This is a genomic window from Coprococcus sp. LG101-27 (assembly GCF_027695515.1).
GTDB lineage: Bacteria > Bacillota > Clostridia > Lachnospirales > Lachnospiraceae > Allocoprococcus > Allocoprococcus comes.
Window position 1 is genome coordinate 40,634 of record NZ_JAQEUJ010000016.1, and the last position, 18,078, is coordinate 58,711.

Below are 18,078 nucleotides of genomic sequence, written 5' to 3' on the forward strand. Positions count from 1 at the left end.
AATCTTATCCCCTCGTATATTCTTTTCATTTACTCAATCTAATTATTATCACCGTTCCAAACAATATATGACACTCATATCATCCGTCCCCAACCATTTAACTTTATTATAATTCAGACTAGATTTTATATATTCAACACAATCATCCATTTCCATTCCTTGATCAGACACTAATGTATCCACATATAAAATTAGTTGTTCAGAAGAATTATTAACTGAATTTATATTTTTTTTCAAGTTATCCAAATTAGATTGATAAATAGTTTTTGTGTTCATAAGATTTAATGCATTATTCAGCATTCTGTACGGAGCCGTATAAACATATAAACACGGAACATTTGTATAATTTTCTAATTCTGTTGCAATCATTCCTTTTTCTTCATAAATGTATTCTGGATCATTTGCATAAAATGTTACACCTATTATAAAAATGGAAATAATTCCCATTGTAAGAGCTTGTTTTACCTTTTTTTTAGTGCATACTTTCACAGTTTTTTCTAGTAATAAACACATTAGCAAAACAAGTAACGGATAAATGCACATCATAAATCTATTTGAAATAAAAAGTGTTATTTTACATACCAATATATAGTAAAATGCACAGATAAACAATATTCCTCCAATAATAAAAACACTTTTTCTAATTACTATTTTCTTTTTTTCAAAGTCATTTTTTTCAATAATAATACAAATTAAACCTTTTTCAGTTTTCTTTAATTTAATATTAAAAACCAGTCTCGAAAATATATAGCTGATAATAATGATAACACATATGCCTATTATAACTCCCCACACACTTCCAAACAATTCTGAACTCACATCAGCCCAATACGCTTTTAATCGATTTGACCAATCACTAAAATTTCTCATGTTTGCATGTGTCTGTGCACTATTAGAATTTCCGTCGTTTCCACTTATTTTCTGTATATATGTCGGGAATAAGAGAATCGCACTTATTCCACCTATAACTCCTGTCAATATATACTTCAATAAACCTTTTCCCGATTTTTCTTTATACAAATATAATAAATTTAGTAAAACCACAGGGCAAGCAAATATTATGAAGAAAAAATGTGTATACATTCCACCCAAAGTTGCTATCCCCAACAAAATATAATTGCTTAATTTCAGTTTCTCTTTTTGGTATAAATAGATATTTTCTAACAAAAATAATAAACACCATAAAGTCAGTAACATATACATTCTAATATATGTTACTGAATTAATTGCTCCTATACTAAATCCATATAACACTTGTACTGCAATAAAGAAAATATTATTATCAGATACACATTGCGATATCTTCAACAGCAAAAACATCACAATTACAAAATATATAATATTAGGTATTAAGCCAAACCACTTACTAAAAGTCCCTGTAAAAAGTGACGAAACGCTATGCAATACCATATAAAATAAAGGTGGATGTGCATCATGCATTTGATTATTCACCACTGAGCCAAATTTAAAATTTTTTCCTTCATCAACAGTTAAATATTTTTTGAATAATTCTGAAGATATTTTCACATTTTCCAATGAATTATTATCCTCTAATTGAGCATGATAATAACTATTCGATAATCCATATGACCATATTTCATCAACAAAATATCCTTTTTTCATATTGCAATAATATAGCATAAACAAAACTTGAATGCATAAAATCACTACAAATATGATATATATATTTGTCTTTTCAACTCTATCTACAAGCTTATTTAATCCCTTCTTTATCTGCATTTATTTTTTACTCACTTTCTCTCACAATATAAATAGGTCTCTTTTTCGTTTCCAAATATGTCTTTGATAAATATAATCCCATAATTCCAAGACACAATAACTGGATTCCACCCAAAAAGAATATTATTGTTACCAATGACGGCCATCCCGCAACCGGATCTCCAAATGCTAATGCTCTAATAATAATCACCAACATAGATATAAACGAAACTCCACAAAATACAATTCCAAACACGGACGCTACTGCCAGTGGTGCTGTAGAATATGCTAAAATCCCTTCAATTGAGTACAAAAACAGTTTCCAAAAAGACCATTTTGTCTCTCCTGCGCTTCTTTCCACATTTTCAAAGGCAATCCACTTTGTATGAAATCCCACCCAACTGTAAATTCCTTTTGTAAAACGGTTATATTCTGCATCTTTCAAAATAGCATCCACCATTTTTCGTTTCATTAACCGGAAATCTCTCGCACCATCTACAATTTCTGTTGATGACATTTTATTGATTATCTTATAAAACATTCTCGCAAAAAAAGACCTGATAGGCGGTTCCCCTGCCCGGTTAACTCTTCTCGTAGCAACGCAATCATAATCTTCTTTACCTTCTGACTCTTTAATTGTTTTCCACATTTCCGGCAGCAGTGACGGTGGATCCTGCAGATCCACATCCAATGTTGCAACATAATCCCCTGTTGAAAGCTGTAATCCGGCATATAATGCAGATTCTTTTCCAAAGTTTCTTGAAAATGAAACATAATGAACTCTTTCATCCTTTGCCCGCAGATCTTTGAAGCACTGCAATGTTCCATCTTTACTCCCATCGTCTACAAAACAAAACTCAAATTCAAACTCATCTTTCAACTGTTCTATTACTTTCAAAGCTTCTCTGTAAAAAATAGGAATTGCTTCTTCTTCATTGTAACAAGGTACTACCAATGACATTTTCATAATTCTGTTCTCCAAACTACTACTGTTGTTAAATAGTTGTATGTTCTTTTTCTACGCTTGGCCCTTCATGACTGATTCTTCCCAGACTCACTAGTTCTTGAAAAGCCTCACTATCTCTCTTCTTGTCTTCCGGCCTGATATGATACGTTGAAATAATTTCAGCAACTTTTTCTTTAATATCCGGACTTTCTTCCATCGCCGCTTTTTCAAGCTCTCTTAACTGGCTTAAGAAATGTACCTCATCAAACTCCAATGGTTTCCCAATAAAGATCAAGTCATTCGCTGTTTTTTGAAGTCCTTCTTCTTTTGTCAGCAATTCTTCATACAACTTTTCACCCGGTCTTAAACCAGTATATTTAATTTCCATATTCACACCAAGTGTATAGCCGGAAAGCCGGATCAAATTCTTTGCAAGATCGGCAATCTTTACCGGTTCTCCCATATCCAACACAAAGATTTCTCCACCATGTGCGTAGGCTCCTGCTTGTAACACCAGTGATACAGCTTCAGGAATCGTCATAAAATAACGAATAATATCTGGATGTGTAACCGTAACTGGTCCACCTGCTTCCATCTGCTTCTTGAAAAGTGGTATTACACTACCATTACTTCCAAGTACATTTCCAAATCGTACAATTACATATTCTGTTCTGGAATACTTACTAAATGTCTGCACGATCATCTCACACATACGCTTTGAAGCTCCCATGATATTAGTAGGGTTTACAGCCTTGTCAGTAGAAATAAGTACGAATTTCTTTACTCCATACTTGTCCGCTGCTCTTGCAGTCTTGTATGTTCCAAACACATTATTTTTAATCGCCTCATTCGGACTGTCTTCCATAAGCGGTACATGCTTATGGGCCGCTGCATGAAATACAACTTCCGGGCGATAATATTCCATTACACTTTCAATTCGACTCGTATTACGGACAGATCCAATTAATACTTCCAACTTCAGATTTGGATATTTTCGGATCAGTTCCTGCTGAATCTCATATGCATTATTCTCATAAATATCAAATATAATCAGAAGCTTCGGATTATGCGCAGCAATCTGACGGCAAAGCTCACTGCCTATTGATCCCCCTCCACCAGTAACCAGTACTCGTTTATTACTTACATACTGTCCAACACTTTCCATATCAATGTTTATTGCATCTCTGCCAAGTAGATCCTCAATCGATACTTCTCTCAGATTTGATACTCCAACTTCATCATTGATAAGCTGATACATGCCCGGTAAAATTTTAAGTTTACAATCTGTAAGATTACAAATTCTTAAGATATCACGGGTAGCCTTATTTCCTGCTGACGGAATTGCAAGGATAATTTCTTCTGCATCATATTTTTTTGCTGCTTCCTGAATCATATCTCTTCCACCGATAATCCGAATTCCATGAATATATTTTCCCTTTTTCGACGGATTATCGTCAATAACACATACAACCTTTTGATTCAGATACTTACTGCTTTTCAGTTCTTTAATGATCATATTTCCCGCTTCACCAGCTCCGATTACGATCGTATTACGGGAATGCTTCGCTGATTTTTTGATTCCATTCTGCATCGTGTGCAAAATCCGATATGAAAAACGAGTGATCAACGTAGTAATACTAAGCAAAATAAAGTAGAAGAAATAATAACTTCTTGGAATCGGCAAATATAATAAACTGAATCCAAAAGCCTGAAATGCTGTCGAAAGCATTGCGGCACACACAATCAATAGCATCTCATATAAACTGGCATAAGACCAGACACGATTATACAGATTCAACAGTAAAAAGATAATTACCGTCGTAATCACATTTATAATCATGTAGTGTTCTACACTGCTCATGTACTCCTCTGGTACCCAGATGTTATCCAATTTAAAGCGCAATATAATCGCTAAATAAGAATCCAAAACCACAGTAAGCATGTCCACGATAAACAAAGCAATCATTCTGCTTCTGGAATTTTGAAGTCCCCATCCTTTTTTCATATCTAACCTCCATTTTTATAATATAAATTTCAAATCTAAATTTGAAATTTATATTATAATTTATCAAAATTATTTTCCATATTTTTCATCCGCTTTATTTGTCAAATAATTTACAATCATTTTCGCTTCAATCGCAGCATATGGAATCAGAAGTAAGAAATATGTAAATGCATATTGCCCTTTACCTTCCCATATCATATGAAACAAAAATCCACCAATAAAGACTGTTCCTGGAAACCAAATAAATATATTTTTTCGTTTTCTATTAGTAATCACATACAAAAATGCCAGCCAATATACAAACGACTGCAAAACATCCAGTACTTCAATTACTATTTTTTGTAGTTTTCCACCATTTAATATGCTATCCAAATATCGAGAAATAGTAACATTCTTTTCAAACTGGTTAATCCAAATTCCTCCAAATGTAGGTTCACACCATTGAGACAGCATTTTCTTTGTATAAAACTTTATTGTATATATAGGATTTTCAGCAAAATATGTCATTCTTTCCCTAATATATTTCTGAGCCTCTTCAGCTGTTTTTTCAGAATCACAATCATTATTTAAGTATGTGTCTGCATTATATCCATTATACCAGCCTGGTGCCATACCTGTTTCTTGCATTCCCATAGCAATCCAAGCAATTTTAGGAATTCCTTTTCCTAAATACACATTTTCCTGAATACTCAACAATTTAACCGGACCAGATGTTGCTATTATATAGGAACAGATTACAATTACTGCAAAAATAATATTTTTCTTTTTTAAAGATATAATCCAATCTATGCCCAAAAAAATCAACATTGCCAATAACACAATCAAATAATTTGACTTAATCATTAGAGCTATTCCAATAAATACAGTACTTAATATCATATTGCAGACTTTATGATTTTCAAAATACTCAAATTCATAATACATAGCCATCGTTGAAAACGCACATCCCATTAAATTTCCATACAAAAAAGATGTATAAAATACCATCGGGAAAAATAATATCAAAAAAAGAATTCCTATTTTCTCCGCATGAACTGGTGTGATTTTTTTTAAAACTTTCATTAAATATATGTCAATCAATACTACAGAAACTACATTTAAAATTTGAAATGCTATATAATTATTTATACCAAAAAGGCTATATATTATCTTAAATACTAAAATAATTCCTGATTGAAATGGGTATTGATTCAAATATCCGCCCTTAAGGAAATCTGCTTTATCATACGTTGCTGAAAAAAGATTAGCTGCTATTGCCGAACAAAATCCTTGATCTGCTCTAGGTGTCAATTGCGTACAAACAACCCATCCTATTCCTAATATGCAATGCATGCAGATTAAAAGTTTATATATGTCTATTTTTTTCCCATATTGAGATTTATATTTAATAATTTTATTGTTCCTTTTCAAAACAATATATATTTTATACATAACTATCATTCCTATTATGATAATCACATACTTAAAAATATTATCTTTATTGTAAAAAGTAAATTCCCATAAAGTGTCCGTATCACATAACTTGCAAGTATATACAATTGAAGCTATCGATAATATAAATAATATTATTCCTAATACAATTTTTATAATATCTCCCGCAATATTCACAATAAGTTTTCTAAAATTATAGACTTTTCTTTTATTTTCAACCCTTTCCATAAATGATTCCTCCAATATTTATCACAGCATACGCCTTATGTAATATAACATGTTTCACATAATATCGCAATATTTCCACTACTCAAGTCTACATTTAAGTAAATTCTTATTGTCTCTTAACGGAAAAGGATTTTTCAACATACATATTTAATCCTGAACATCATCTGTAGTTTCACTAATAATATATCTTGGTCTTGCCTTTGTTTCCAAATATATTTTCCCAATATATTCCCCAATAACACCAAGCGAAAGTAACTGAATCCCTCCGAGAAACGCTACTATGCAAACCATACTTGCCCAGCCAGCAACCGTATTTCCCATAACCTGCATAATAATTGCCCATATAATAGCACAAAATCCAAGACATGAAATAATTGTTCCAGCTGCTGTAATCATTCGGATAGGTTTAATGCTCAAACTGGTAATACCATCAAATGCAAGTGCCAACATTTTTTTCAACGGATAATGACTTTCACCCGCAATTCGTTCATGCCGTTCATAATATACTGAAGTACTGTTAAAACCAACTAACGGAATCAATCCACGTAAGAAGATATTTACTTCTTTAAAATCAGAAAATGCATCTAATACTTTTGAAGAAATCAGTCTGTAATCTGCATGATTAAATACAACTTCTGCTCCCATCCAATTTAACAAATGATAAAAAGATTCTGCTGTAAATCGCTTAAAAAATGTGTCTGTTTCTCTCTTGCTTCGTACTCCGTAAACAACTTCAGCCCCTGCCATATATGCATCTACCATCGCATCCATTGCATTAATATCATCCTGTCCATCGCAATCAATCGAAATTGTAATATCCGCTGCTTCTTTAGCTGTCATCAATCCAGCCAGAACAGCATTTTGGTGTCCACGATTTCTGCTCTGTGCAATCCCTTTATAATGATATTCTTCCTTTGATAATTTTTTAATTAATTCCCATGTACCATCTTTGCTTCCATCATTAACAAATAAAATACGGCTTTCATCAAGAATCTTTCCTTCATTGACTAACTGATGAATTTTTTCCAAAAAAAGCGGCGCTGTAATAGGTAACACTTCTTCTTCATTGTAGCAAGGAATAACAATATATAAAATTGGTACTTTTCTCATTATTTTTATCCTTTCAATCTTACTGTAATTACTCAACTATTCTAACACTTTGAGGTATATTTTACAATCTTCTGCTGATACCCTAAAAATAAATTTTTATACTTTTTAGTTCAATTATCTAGAAAAACCCTTTGAAATCCCGATTTTCACCAAGATTCCAAAGAGCTTCTTCATTTTTCACCTTTTACAATATGTACTTACTTTTCAAGCTGGTTCATTAATTTAATAATCCCCTGGCCATACTCTACTCCTGTTGCCCAACCAGCTCCTATCGGATTTTCATGGGTGCCAAGCCATTCCACGTATTTTGCTGAGCCTTTGTTTACTAAACGAAATCTAGGATCAACACATGTATATTTTAAATCTTTCTCTGTTAAACCTGAAACTGCATATGCTTTAAGATGCTGAATCTGAGCTCTGACGCCCATTCTTACACCATTCTCTCCATATTTACTAAAATCAGCTCCGGAAGCTCCGTTATCAGTAGCTCCTAAACCAGCGAAATTGAACTGTTCTATTTTCACCTGTCCGCCAAATTGTAACCATCCTGTTTCCTTCATACTCTGGCACCATGCAACCGCTGGATCTACACCTTCCGCTGTTGCTTCTTCATAATAAATACTGGCAAATTTTTCTATACTTTCCGCTCCACCTTTTTTTAATTTTTCAGTTGGATACGTTTCGCCTGTATTTTTATAAAACTGTACCATCTGCGTCACATTTGTGGTAGATGTATTTACAATCAGATGGCTTGCTTCTTGCTGTTTTTCTACTCTTTTACCTGTATTATCATAATAATGTCCATTTATGGTAGTATTTTTTACCATTGCACCTGTCACAGCATCAAAATAATAATAGTAATTTCCTATTTTCTGTTCTTTATAGAGCATTTTTCCATCCGTTCCATAATATACAGTTTTTCCCGGCAAATTATAGAATCCCGTCGCCATCTTTCCAGTTATCGTATCAAAATAGTACCATGCATCACTGATCTTCTGTTCTCCATACTGCATGACACCACTTCCATTATAGTACACAGTCTTTCCTGGTAACTGGACGAATCCCTTCTGCATGACTCCATTCTTATCAAAATAATACCATCTTCCGTTTTCACAATATTCGCCGATCTTACTTTGTCCATTACTTTGATAATACCTTGTTTTTCCGTTTACTGTCTTCCATCCAGAATACATGCTTCCAAATACTGTATCAAAATAATAATAGTAATTCCCTATTTTTTGTTCTCCATACTGCATAACTCCGTTTTCATTATAGTATACAGTCTTTTCTGGTAACTGGACGAATCCCTTTTGCATGATTCCATTTTTATCAAAGTAATACCATTTCCCATTTTCGCAGTATTCACCTGTTTTTCCCTGACCATTACTTTGATAATATCTTGTTTTTCCGTTTACCGTCTTCCATCCAGAATACATGCTTCCAAATACTGTATCAAAATAATAATAGTAATTCCCTATTTTTTGTTCTCCATAAAGCATTTTTCCGTTGCTTCCGTAATATACCCACTTTTCAGGTAACTCACAAAAGCCAGTTGCCATCTTTCCGGTTATCATATCAAAATAGTACCATGCATCATTTATCTTCTGTTCTCCATACTCCATGACTCCGTTTTCATTATAGTATACAGTCTTTTCTGGCAAATCAACAAATCCGGTCTGCATAATTCCATTCTTGTCAAAATAATACCATTTATCATCAATCTTGTACTCTCCTATTGTACAACATCCATTTTCCTGGTAATATCTTGATTTTTTATTAACTGTTTTCCATCCTACATACATACTTCCAAATGTAGGATCAAAATAATAGTAACAATTGCCTATTTTCTGTTCTCCATAAAGCATCTTCCCATCTGCTCCATAGTAAACTACTTTTCCTGGTAAATCATAAAATCCTGTAATCATTTTACCAGTAGAAGTATCAAAACAATACCATGCATCATTTATCTTTTGTTCTCCGAAACGTTTCTTTCCGTCGGTTCCGTAGTAGTATATTTTTCCCGAAAGATTATAGAAACCAGTTACTCTCGCACCCGTAATTGTATCAAAACAATACCAGGCATTATTTATCTTCTGTTCTCCATAGCGCATCTTTCCATCTGCCCCATAGTAAACAATTCTTCCCGAAAGATTATAAAAACCAGTTACTCTCGCACCCGTAATTGTATCAAAACAATACCAGGCATTATTTATCTTCTGTTCTCCATAGCGCATTTGCCCATCTGATCCATAATAGACCGTCTTACCCGGTAAATTGTAGAACCCAGTAATTCTTGCACCCGTAATTGTATCGAAATAATACCATGCATTATTTATCTTCTGTTCTCCATAAAGCATCTGTCCATCTGAATTATAATAAACCGTCTTACTTCCCAGATTCACAAATCCAGTCTGCATTACTCCATTTCCATCAAAATAATACCAGTGACCACCAATTTGTCTTTCTCCTGTCACTCTCTGATTATTCACATAGCAATATTTCTTTCCATTTACGGTTTTCCATTCTACTTTTTCTTTCGATAATCCAAGATAATTTGCAATTCCAGTCGCATCCGCAACACCTAATCTTTTTAGTCCAGCCTCTGTATTTAAGACATTATTCACATCACCACTATTCGTGATAAACGCATGTTCAACAATAATACCAGGAATTCCATTGTACTTATTAGCGACCTGTACTGTAAACCAATCTTCAAGTGAACCATCTGGATACTTGTACTCCGGCTCTGTTCCTGTCTTATAATACAGTCCTCTGTTATACAAACCAAGTGAAGTCAGTTCACTCAAAATCTTTGACGCAAGCTCTCTTCCCTGTGCACCTACATCTGATTTCCAGTTATAGTTTGGAATAATAACTTCTGCCCCATAAGCCGCTGTTGTAGCTGCCGCATTCAAATGAAAACTCACAAAAATCTTTGCACCTGCTTTGGCTGCTGCATTTGCTCTTGCGGTAATACAACCTCCTGCCGGCGTTTCATTTGGATACGGGCAAGCTGAAGAAGTTCTTGTCATGTATACTTCTACACCATAATACTGCTCCAGTTCTGCTTTACAATAATTTGCAATTTTCAGTGTAAGTGCTTCCTCTCGCAAACCATTTGCTGATGCTCCGGCATCTCTGTTATCATGTCCCGGATCCAATGCTACAACTATTTTTCCAGATTTTGCAGCATATGTACTGATTCCTGTATCATCATCAAGCGATAACGTTGCTGGTGTTGACGCAAGAATATCTGTCTGTGCAGCCTGAAGTGCATCTTCGATACTGTTCTGTTCTTCAATTGTTCCATCTTCATTAATAGTAGAAATGGATACATTTGCTGCATCCTCAGCTACCGCTTCTTCCTGTTCTTCATCAACCGGCTGAAGCTCATCAATACCATCATATTCTTGATTTACTCCGAACCTCGCTTCCACTCCAAGATCTGAAAGCGCATAATCTGTCGTTTCTCCATTTTCTGTTACACTGATTGAAACGACTTCATATGTTCCACCCTGATACTCATCTTCATAATACTTTTCAAACAGGTAAAGATTACCTTCGGATCTGCTGATGTACCAGTCTTCCCAGGTATCATCATCTTTCCGAACATGAAGTACCATCTGGTCTATGTATTCATCTTCCTTGCCCCAGGATACAACGATTCTCTGTGTATCCGGAGTTTCCAGATATGGACTTTCAACATAAGCATAATTCATTTTGCTCTGTTCCGTCTGATCTTCCTGTTCTGCTGCTTCCTCCTGTTCCTGAACTACTTCCCCTTGATTATTTTCACTGACTGACTGCTGTTCTTCTGTCGTCTGCTCTTTTTCTGCAGGCTGTTCTTCTTGTTGTTGTGACTCATCTGCCTGTGGCTCAGAAGCCTGTCCTTCTGTCTGCTGAGATTCTGTCGTTTGTTCTTCTGCAGCTGGCGCATCCGCCGCATATACCGGCATTGTTGTACCAATCATTGAAAAGACCAGCAATGCCACACTGCATTTTTTCAACCAGTTCTTCATTATATACTCCTCTTCTCTTACTCATCTGCTGTCATGTATCCTTTGAGTACGGTATGTCCGGTCTCTAAAGGCTGCCCGTTTTCCGTAATCTTAAATCGTTCACATTCATACGTTTTCAGGAAAGACTTTTTAATACATGTGAGTATTTGTTCTTCTCCTGTCGTCCCCATGCTTCTGATGTAAGAACCAGTTCCGGAATCTACATCGAGATCAATCGTTTTCTGTTCTTGATCAACATTACAGCTGTTCATCTTACACTCACTGCTAAGAACGCCTTCCCCTATTAAGCCGTTCCAGATATCGGTTGTCTGGAGCAGATTTGTTCTGATCTCTGCGCATTCGATTTCTTCACTGTCGGATATATAATATAATTTCAGAATCTGATCCTGAGCTTCATGGTCTCCGCTGTCTTCCGCTTTGCTGTCATTTTCTTCCGCCTGCTCATCCTTTTGTTCTGTTTTGTCCTGCGTTGGTTCTGTCTTTTCCTGACTGGTATCTTGCTTTTCCTCTTGCTTTGTATTCTGTGTCGTATCATTTGCTTCTTTTGAAGTATCTGTACCACTGCATCCCAAGAGCATAACACTGAGGCTCAACACCATTACAAATACCAATATTTTTCTCATCTCACACCTCCCTCCTTAATCTTGTCTATTATACAATAGTTCTCAATTTTTGTCTATTTTCGACACGAAATAATTTCCCGAAAATGGATATTTATTAAAAAGCAGGAATTTATCTCCACCCTTTTTCAACGAACATTTTGTTTTATGCCATATTTCCCTTCAAAATCAGCAAGGCAAGCTCCATAGTCTCATCCCATGTTGCTTGCCTTCTTAATTTCACACTATTTACTTCTCCGGATACAATCCCTTTTCAACCAGCGCCTTCACTTCATTCACAACCAGTTCTTTATCTTCTTTATAAGTCACCCCGAACCACTTATCATGTGATTTCAGCACTTTTACTTCGACTTTTCCTTCTTTCAGAAGATCTCCGATAATCGTTGGAAGCAGATACTCCCCTTTCAGATTGCCTTCTTCCTGTGCTGCCACAAATTCTGCGAATCCTTTTTCGAGGATCTCAAAGAATTCTGGTGTGAGTCCCCACATATTCATGGAAACCGGCGTGTCTGCATCGATCGGTGTCTCTTTTCCATCTGTTGCAACTGCTGCACCTGCCTGTGTCTTGATGATATTGGATGTCTCTACAATCTCTGTAAGCATCTGGTTATCATCTACCTTACACACACCACGGGTTACTCCACCATTTTCACTAAGTGTGTTTTTAAGTACGAATCCAACCATGCTGATCTGCATTTTATCTGCCTGCTTTTCCGGTGTTGTCAGTTCTTTGAATGCTTCCACATAAGCTTCTTTTCCATAATAATCATCCGCATTGATTACCAGGAATGGTTCTTTTACCACATCCTTACAGCAGAGAATTGCCTGACCGGTTCCCCATGGTTTCGTTCTTTCTGCAAATTTTTCTTTAAATGCTTCCGGAATATCATCAACTTCCTGGAATGCATATGCAACTTCAACTTTCTTTTCAATCCGGTTTCCGATAATTTCACGAAAATCCTTTTCCAGATCTTTTCGAATAACAAATACCACTTTGTCGAATCCGGCTTCCATTGCATCATAGATCGAATAGTCCATGATAATTTCACCATTTGGTCCTACCGGCTCCAGCTGCTTGATTCCGCCTCCAAAACGGCTACCAATTCCTGCTGCCATAACAACTAATGTAGCTTTGCTCATCTTTTCTATACCTCCTGATTCGCTTCTCCTACTATTCTCCAATCCCACTCTCCACCAGTTCTACCATCGCTTCAAGTGCCTTCTCTTCATCTTTTCCTTCACACACAATCTCAATCGTATCTCCGGATTTAATGCATGCACCAAGCACGCTCAGAACACTTTTCGCGTTTCCTTCCGTATCCCGGTAACGAAAAGTGATCTTACTTTCATATTCCAGTGCCATCTTGCAGAAAAGTCCTGCCGGTCTCAAATGCAATCCCGTCGGATTTTTGATCGTTACCTTTTTACTGATCATTTTCTCCTCCACTGCTCTTTGTCAATGTGATCTGTACATTGATCGTATCTTCAAGTTCAATTCCGTCAGGAAGTGTAACCTGGATCGGAACATTATAGGTTCCCGCTGTCTTGCAATCGTTCAGATTGATTGACACGCTTCCTTTTTCAAGAGTAAAATCATCCAGATCCTCTTTAGAACCACGCACAACAATTTCCAGATCGCCCTGTTCTGCATATGACACCTTGTAATCCTTTGGTGCATTCAGCAGCGCAATGGAATTGTATGGGAATTCAACTGTCTTAGTTCCGAATTTCTCTACCTGGATCTTTATAACGATCGGTACGCCTCCTGCGCTGTCCTGGTCTGTCTTTGCCCAGTACGGAAGATAATTGGCGATATCTACTGTCTTTTCTATTGTCTGGTCCAGACCATCTTCTGCCAGCTCTTCTGCCGGAATCTCAATAGAATCCACCATTGCAAGCTGCTCTTCTGTACCTACGATCTGAATACTTTCCGGCTGGATCGTGATCCCACTGAAATGATATCCGCTGGCAGTGCCAATCATCGAAGTATCAAATTCTACCGGAATACTCTTTGTCTGAAGCATAGTTATCTGAACTTTCAGTCCTTCATCTCCCAGGTTATTTTCAATCTGTGTCGAATCTACGATCTTTCCATTGTTATCATAAAGGATCAGCTCTGCTTCTTTTTCCTCATCTTTAGACTGTCCGGAAACATCTACAAGTGCTACCACCTTATCGATCGAATCGATTACTGATTCTGGTCCGCTGATCTTGATCTTCTCCGGATTTGCTTTCAGCTCACCCACCTGATATCCGTCTCTCGGTGTTCCCGAGCTGGTTGCAGTGATCGGGAAAGTCTCTGATTTTCCAAGTTCAATGCTTACTCGCAGATTGATCGGATTGGCAGTCGCCTCAAACCTTCCTGCATAAGAAGGAATCGATATATCAATCGGGATCAGGGATCTGGTTCTGACATCCAGGTTCTTCATATCCGCTGTTGCCCTGATATCATCGGTTTTAATTTTATTTAAAATAGAACGTTTTGCCTTTACTGTTACGGATACCGTCCTGCTGTCATCCAGAATCTGATATGTATTGCCCGGATTTGTTACGATTTCCGGATGTGTCACTGTCACCTGGATTCCGGAAAATGTCCGTTCGTCCACCGGATCTTCAATATTCATAACAATTATCCATAAAAGGACAGAGAATACAAATGCCAGCAACTTAAGACCCCAGTTTTTAGTCAACGCCTTTTTCATGCGATCTCCATCCTTTCCATATTTTTTTCAAACGTCCGATCTCCACACTCTTCTTACTGATAGATTCCAGACGTTTTTTCAGATATTCTGGTGTAACATTGCGCACAAGCTGTCCGCCCATCGCTACAGATACATACCCGGTCTCTTCTGATACGGTGATGATCAGAGCATCACTCACCTCACTCATTCCGACCGCCGCACGATGTCTGGTTCCCAGTTCCTTACTGATTCCCATATTGTCTGACAGTGGAAGATAGCAGGTCGCTGATACGATCCTGTCTCCACGGACGATGATCGCGCCATCATGAAGTGGTGTGTTGTGTTCAAAAATATTGATCAATACCTGCGGTGATACAATACAGTCCAGCGCGATTCCGGTACTCTCGTATTCTGTCAGCATGATTGCCTGCTCTACGACGATAAGCGCTCCTGTCTTCACTGCTCCCATCGCAAAGGATGCTTCTACGATTCCATCGATCGTTTTCTGGCTGAAACGTACATTATCTTTTCCTCTTTTATCCAGTGCTACCATATTGGGAACAAATTGTTTTTCCCCCAGTTTTTCCAATGCTCTTCTGAGCTCAGGCTGGAAAATGATCACGACTGCGGTTGCCATGACCGGAAGTGAATTCTGTGCAATCCACAAAATCGTATACATTTTAAAAACTGCAGCCACCAGAATAAACAATGCAACAACCAGAATCCCCCTCAGCAGCATCCAGGCTTTTGTATTCTTTATCCAGAGAATAATCTGATAGAATAAAAATGTAATAATCAGTATCTCAACAGCATCTACTACCCGGATCTGCGGGAAGTACCACGATTCTGATACAAATTCTTTTAAAACCTGTGTTAATACTGTGTTCAACAGTGTACCCCCTTTTTCTATCCGTTATTTATACCCCTGTTTTTTATAATATTTCCCTATTTGTTATCGCTATTCAGTTCATTTTCCACAATGCTCTGAATATCCAGTTCTTCCTTCAGGCTCTGTGCAAGAAGGATTTCATCTGTATTGCCCCCAACTCTTGTCGGTCGCTGAACTGCCGGACTCTTTGGCCGTTTTACCTTAGAAGCCGTTTTTGTTTTGCGTACTGCCGGTTTTTCCGTCTGCCCGCTCTTCGACCTATGTCTTCTCTCCGGCTCTGTTCCCGCAATCTCACCTGTTTCTTTCCGCTCATTGATATGTTTGACCGTCTTCTCCGGAGCTGTCACCGAAATCTTAGGGATGGCTTTTACATAATAGTAATATTCATCATCCTCAAACTGGAGACGTTCTGTTCTGGAATAATCCACCGAGAACAGGAAAAATTCCATGATAAAACCAATCACGACTGCTGCAATATTTCCAATGATCAGCATATTATAAGAGGTATGTATATCGAATACAATATCTCCGATCACAATTACAACAATATTCACAACCGCACCGGATGCTGCTGCGATCTTCCACGCATGATCTACCGAAAGCCGGCGCACTGTATATACCACAAAAATAGCGATAATAAATGCGATCACAGTGATCCACAGAGTCTTATCCTGGAATACCGTCTTCACAAACAGCGAAATCTGCCTGGTAATTCCATCCGCACTGGTGATCGCTGTTGCCGAAGTTCTCACACATTCGATCATATAGTAAATGATCGTTCCAAATACAACCGGTACTGCTGAAATCGGTCCAAGTACAAGCGCACAGGCAACCGGCACCACATACGGAACATGAAGCATAAATGCTACCGGTGTGACCAGCAGAAGAAGTGCCTTTTTCGGAGTAAATCTGCAGTAAAAGATAAACATTACCACAAAGATCAGTGCCGCTGCCGCTGCCACTCCTATAGACAGTTTGAACAGATGCACAATTACAAGTCCTGCCGCCACATACGCCGTTACAACCGGTGGAAGAAAGGTGCAGATCACTGCCAGTGCCACCGCTACAACCGGTGTCGCCACCGCTTTCATCAGTCCAATATTCTGATTGATCATAAGAAATGTGACCAGTGCCAGAACAAACTGCACAGCTTTATCAATATAGATTGATTTCATCGCGTATAATTCCTGTAATTTATCTCTCCATACTATCAGATCATTCATTATCGTTTCTCCCTTTCATACATTCTGTTCAGTCTTGTAAGATCGTGATTGAATTGTTTCACACGCTTTCTTGCTTTTTCATGTTTGGTTCCGTAAAAATGGGAAGCAACGATTCCATAAAAAATAACAAGTACCAGATATCCAATTATCACAGCTGCCGCAAGCATCACAAGAAACTGCATATTCAGATTTTTCATCAGTTCATCCAGAAAAGCAATAACTCCGATTCCCACTGCAACAGCATAGCCGACCGTGACCCATATGATCGTAGCAATGGTGTGAAAGCTCCGGTAATCTTTCTTATAATAAGAACTGATCTTAAAATCTTCCTCTCCCTGTTTGCTTTCGTACATCGCCATCCTTGTCATCAGCTTAACTTTGCTTTCATTTAACATTTTGTCACCTCATACGTTTTATTCGTATATGCATTACTTTCAGTATAACAAATATCAGATTCCTTGTCCAATACTTACCGTCAAAAAGTATACATTTTCGGCTCCTGCCTTTTTCAGCACTCTCGCCGCCTCGTCTAAGGTACTTCCTGTCGTATAAATGTCGTCGATCAAAACGATATTTTCTCCTTTTACATTTTTCTGCACTGCAAATGCTCCCCTGATATTTCGTTTTCTCCCTTTATCGCCCAGCTCTTTCTGAGGACTAGTCGCCTTAATCCTCTTAACAGCACCTGCATCCATGGCAATTCCGGTATTTTCTGATAATACCTTTGCTACAATTTCTGCCTGATTAAATCCCCGCTTTCTTTTTCGCCGGGAATGCAGCGGAACCGGCACGATCAAGGTGATCTTTCTTTCCCATAGATAAGAAAGAAAATGCTCTGCCATTTCTTTTCCGAACGTTTGTCCGTAAATCCTCCGGTTCTGATATTTCATTGCATAAACTGCATTTTCCACTGCATCTTTATGCACCCAGAGACTTCTGCCATCAACAAAAAGATGCTTCTGCCTGGTACAGTCATAGCAATATTCTTCAGCCGGATCTGTCAAAGGCTTTCCACAGCACATGCATCTTACTTCACCAATATAAGGAAGTTTTTCACGACACGCCTTGCAGATTCCATTGTGTTCCGTAGAATGTTTCTTTCCTGCACTTACAATTTCTCCACAAAACGGACATTTTGAGGGATAAATTAGTTCCAGAATTGTTTCTTTGACCTTTTTTAAGTTTTCCATTCGCTTTTCGGATTTGA

Annotated in this window: 14 protein-coding genes; all 14 read right to left on the reverse strand. The window is 37.2% G+C overall.

Annotation, left to right across the window (positions count from 1 at the left end; genetic code table 11):
- Positions 1-48: 48 nt before the first annotated feature.
- A complete protein-coding gene (locus PG766_RS11485; RefSeq protein ID WP_118199108.1) occupies positions 49-1,740 on the reverse strand; it encodes a hypothetical protein in 1,692 nt (563 codons plus the stop codon).
- 7 nt (positions 1,741-1,747) lie between these two features.
- Entirely contained in the window at positions 1,748-2,686 is a 939-nt protein-coding gene (locus PG766_RS11490) for a glycosyltransferase family 2 protein (RefSeq protein WP_270590844.1), read from the reverse strand.
- Positions 2,687-2,714: 28 nt separating this feature from the next.
- On the reverse strand, positions 2,715-4,670 hold the full coding sequence (locus PG766_RS11495) for a polysaccharide biosynthesis protein (protein WP_118199106.1): 1,956 nt from the start codon (positions 4,668-4,670) through the stop codon (positions 2,715-2,717).
- Positions 4,671-4,739: 69 nt separating this feature from the next.
- The gene (locus PG766_RS11500; protein WP_118199105.1) at positions 4,740-6,329 is read right to left on the reverse strand and encodes a glycosyltransferase family 39 protein; all 1,590 of its coding nucleotides are present in this window, start codon (positions 6,327-6,329) and stop codon (positions 4,740-4,742) included.
- 147 nt (positions 6,330-6,476) lie between these two features.
- Positions 6,477-7,439 carry a glycosyltransferase family 2 protein gene (locus PG766_RS11505; RefSeq protein ID WP_118199104.1) on the reverse strand — a complete coding sequence of 321 codons (963 nt, stop codon included), beginning with the start codon at positions 7,437-7,439 and terminating at the stop codon, positions 6,477-6,479.
- Positions 7,440-7,636: 197 nt separating this feature from the next.
- Complete coding sequence (locus PG766_RS11510; RefSeq protein WP_118199103.1) at positions 7,637-11,458, reverse strand: N-acetylmuramoyl-L-alanine amidase; 3,822 nt, start codon at positions 11,456-11,458, stop codon at positions 7,637-7,639.
- Positions 11,459-11,475: 17 nt separating this feature from the next.
- The gene (locus PG766_RS11515; RefSeq protein ID WP_118199102.1) at positions 11,476-12,081 is read right to left on the reverse strand and encodes a hypothetical protein; all 606 of its coding nucleotides are present in this window, start codon (positions 12,079-12,081) and stop codon (positions 11,476-11,478) included.
- Positions 12,082-12,306: 225 nt separating this feature from the next.
- Entirely contained in the window at positions 12,307-13,218 is a 912-nt protein-coding gene (locus PG766_RS11520; protein ID WP_118199101.1) for a nucleotidyltransferase family protein, read from the reverse strand.
- A 31-nt stretch (positions 13,219-13,249) separates the two neighbouring features.
- Positions 13,250-13,513 carry an HPr family phosphocarrier protein gene (locus PG766_RS11525; RefSeq protein ID WP_117556388.1) on the reverse strand — a complete coding sequence of 88 codons (264 nt, stop codon included), beginning with the start codon at positions 13,511-13,513 and terminating at the stop codon, positions 13,250-13,252.
- Complete coding sequence (locus PG766_RS11530; protein ID WP_118199100.1) at positions 13,503-14,780, reverse strand: CdaR family protein; 1,278 nt, start codon at positions 14,778-14,780, stop codon at positions 13,503-13,505. The genes PG766_RS11525 and PG766_RS11530 overlap by 11 nt, the downstream gene beginning before the upstream one ends.
- Entirely contained in the window at positions 14,761-15,648 is an 888-nt protein-coding gene (gene cdaA / locus PG766_RS11535) for a diadenylate cyclase CdaA (RefSeq protein WP_118199099.1), read from the reverse strand. The genes PG766_RS11530 and cdaA overlap by 20 nt, the downstream gene beginning before the upstream one ends.
- Positions 15,649-15,704: 56 nt before the next feature.
- A complete protein-coding gene (locus PG766_RS11540) occupies positions 15,705-16,871 on the reverse strand; it encodes a hypothetical protein (RefSeq protein WP_118199098.1) in 1,167 nt (388 codons plus the stop codon).
- On the reverse strand, positions 16,871-17,266 hold the full coding sequence (locus PG766_RS11545) for a hypothetical protein (RefSeq protein ID WP_117836238.1): 396 nt from the start codon (positions 17,264-17,266) through the stop codon (positions 16,871-16,873). The genes PG766_RS11540 and PG766_RS11545 overlap by 1 nt, the downstream gene beginning before the upstream one ends.
- Positions 17,267-17,320: 54 nt before the next feature.
- On the reverse strand, positions 17,321-18,061 hold the full coding sequence (locus PG766_RS11550) for a ComF family protein (RefSeq protein WP_117823981.1): 741 nt from the start codon (positions 18,059-18,061) through the stop codon (positions 17,321-17,323).
- Positions 18,062-18,078: the final 17 nt, after the last annotated feature.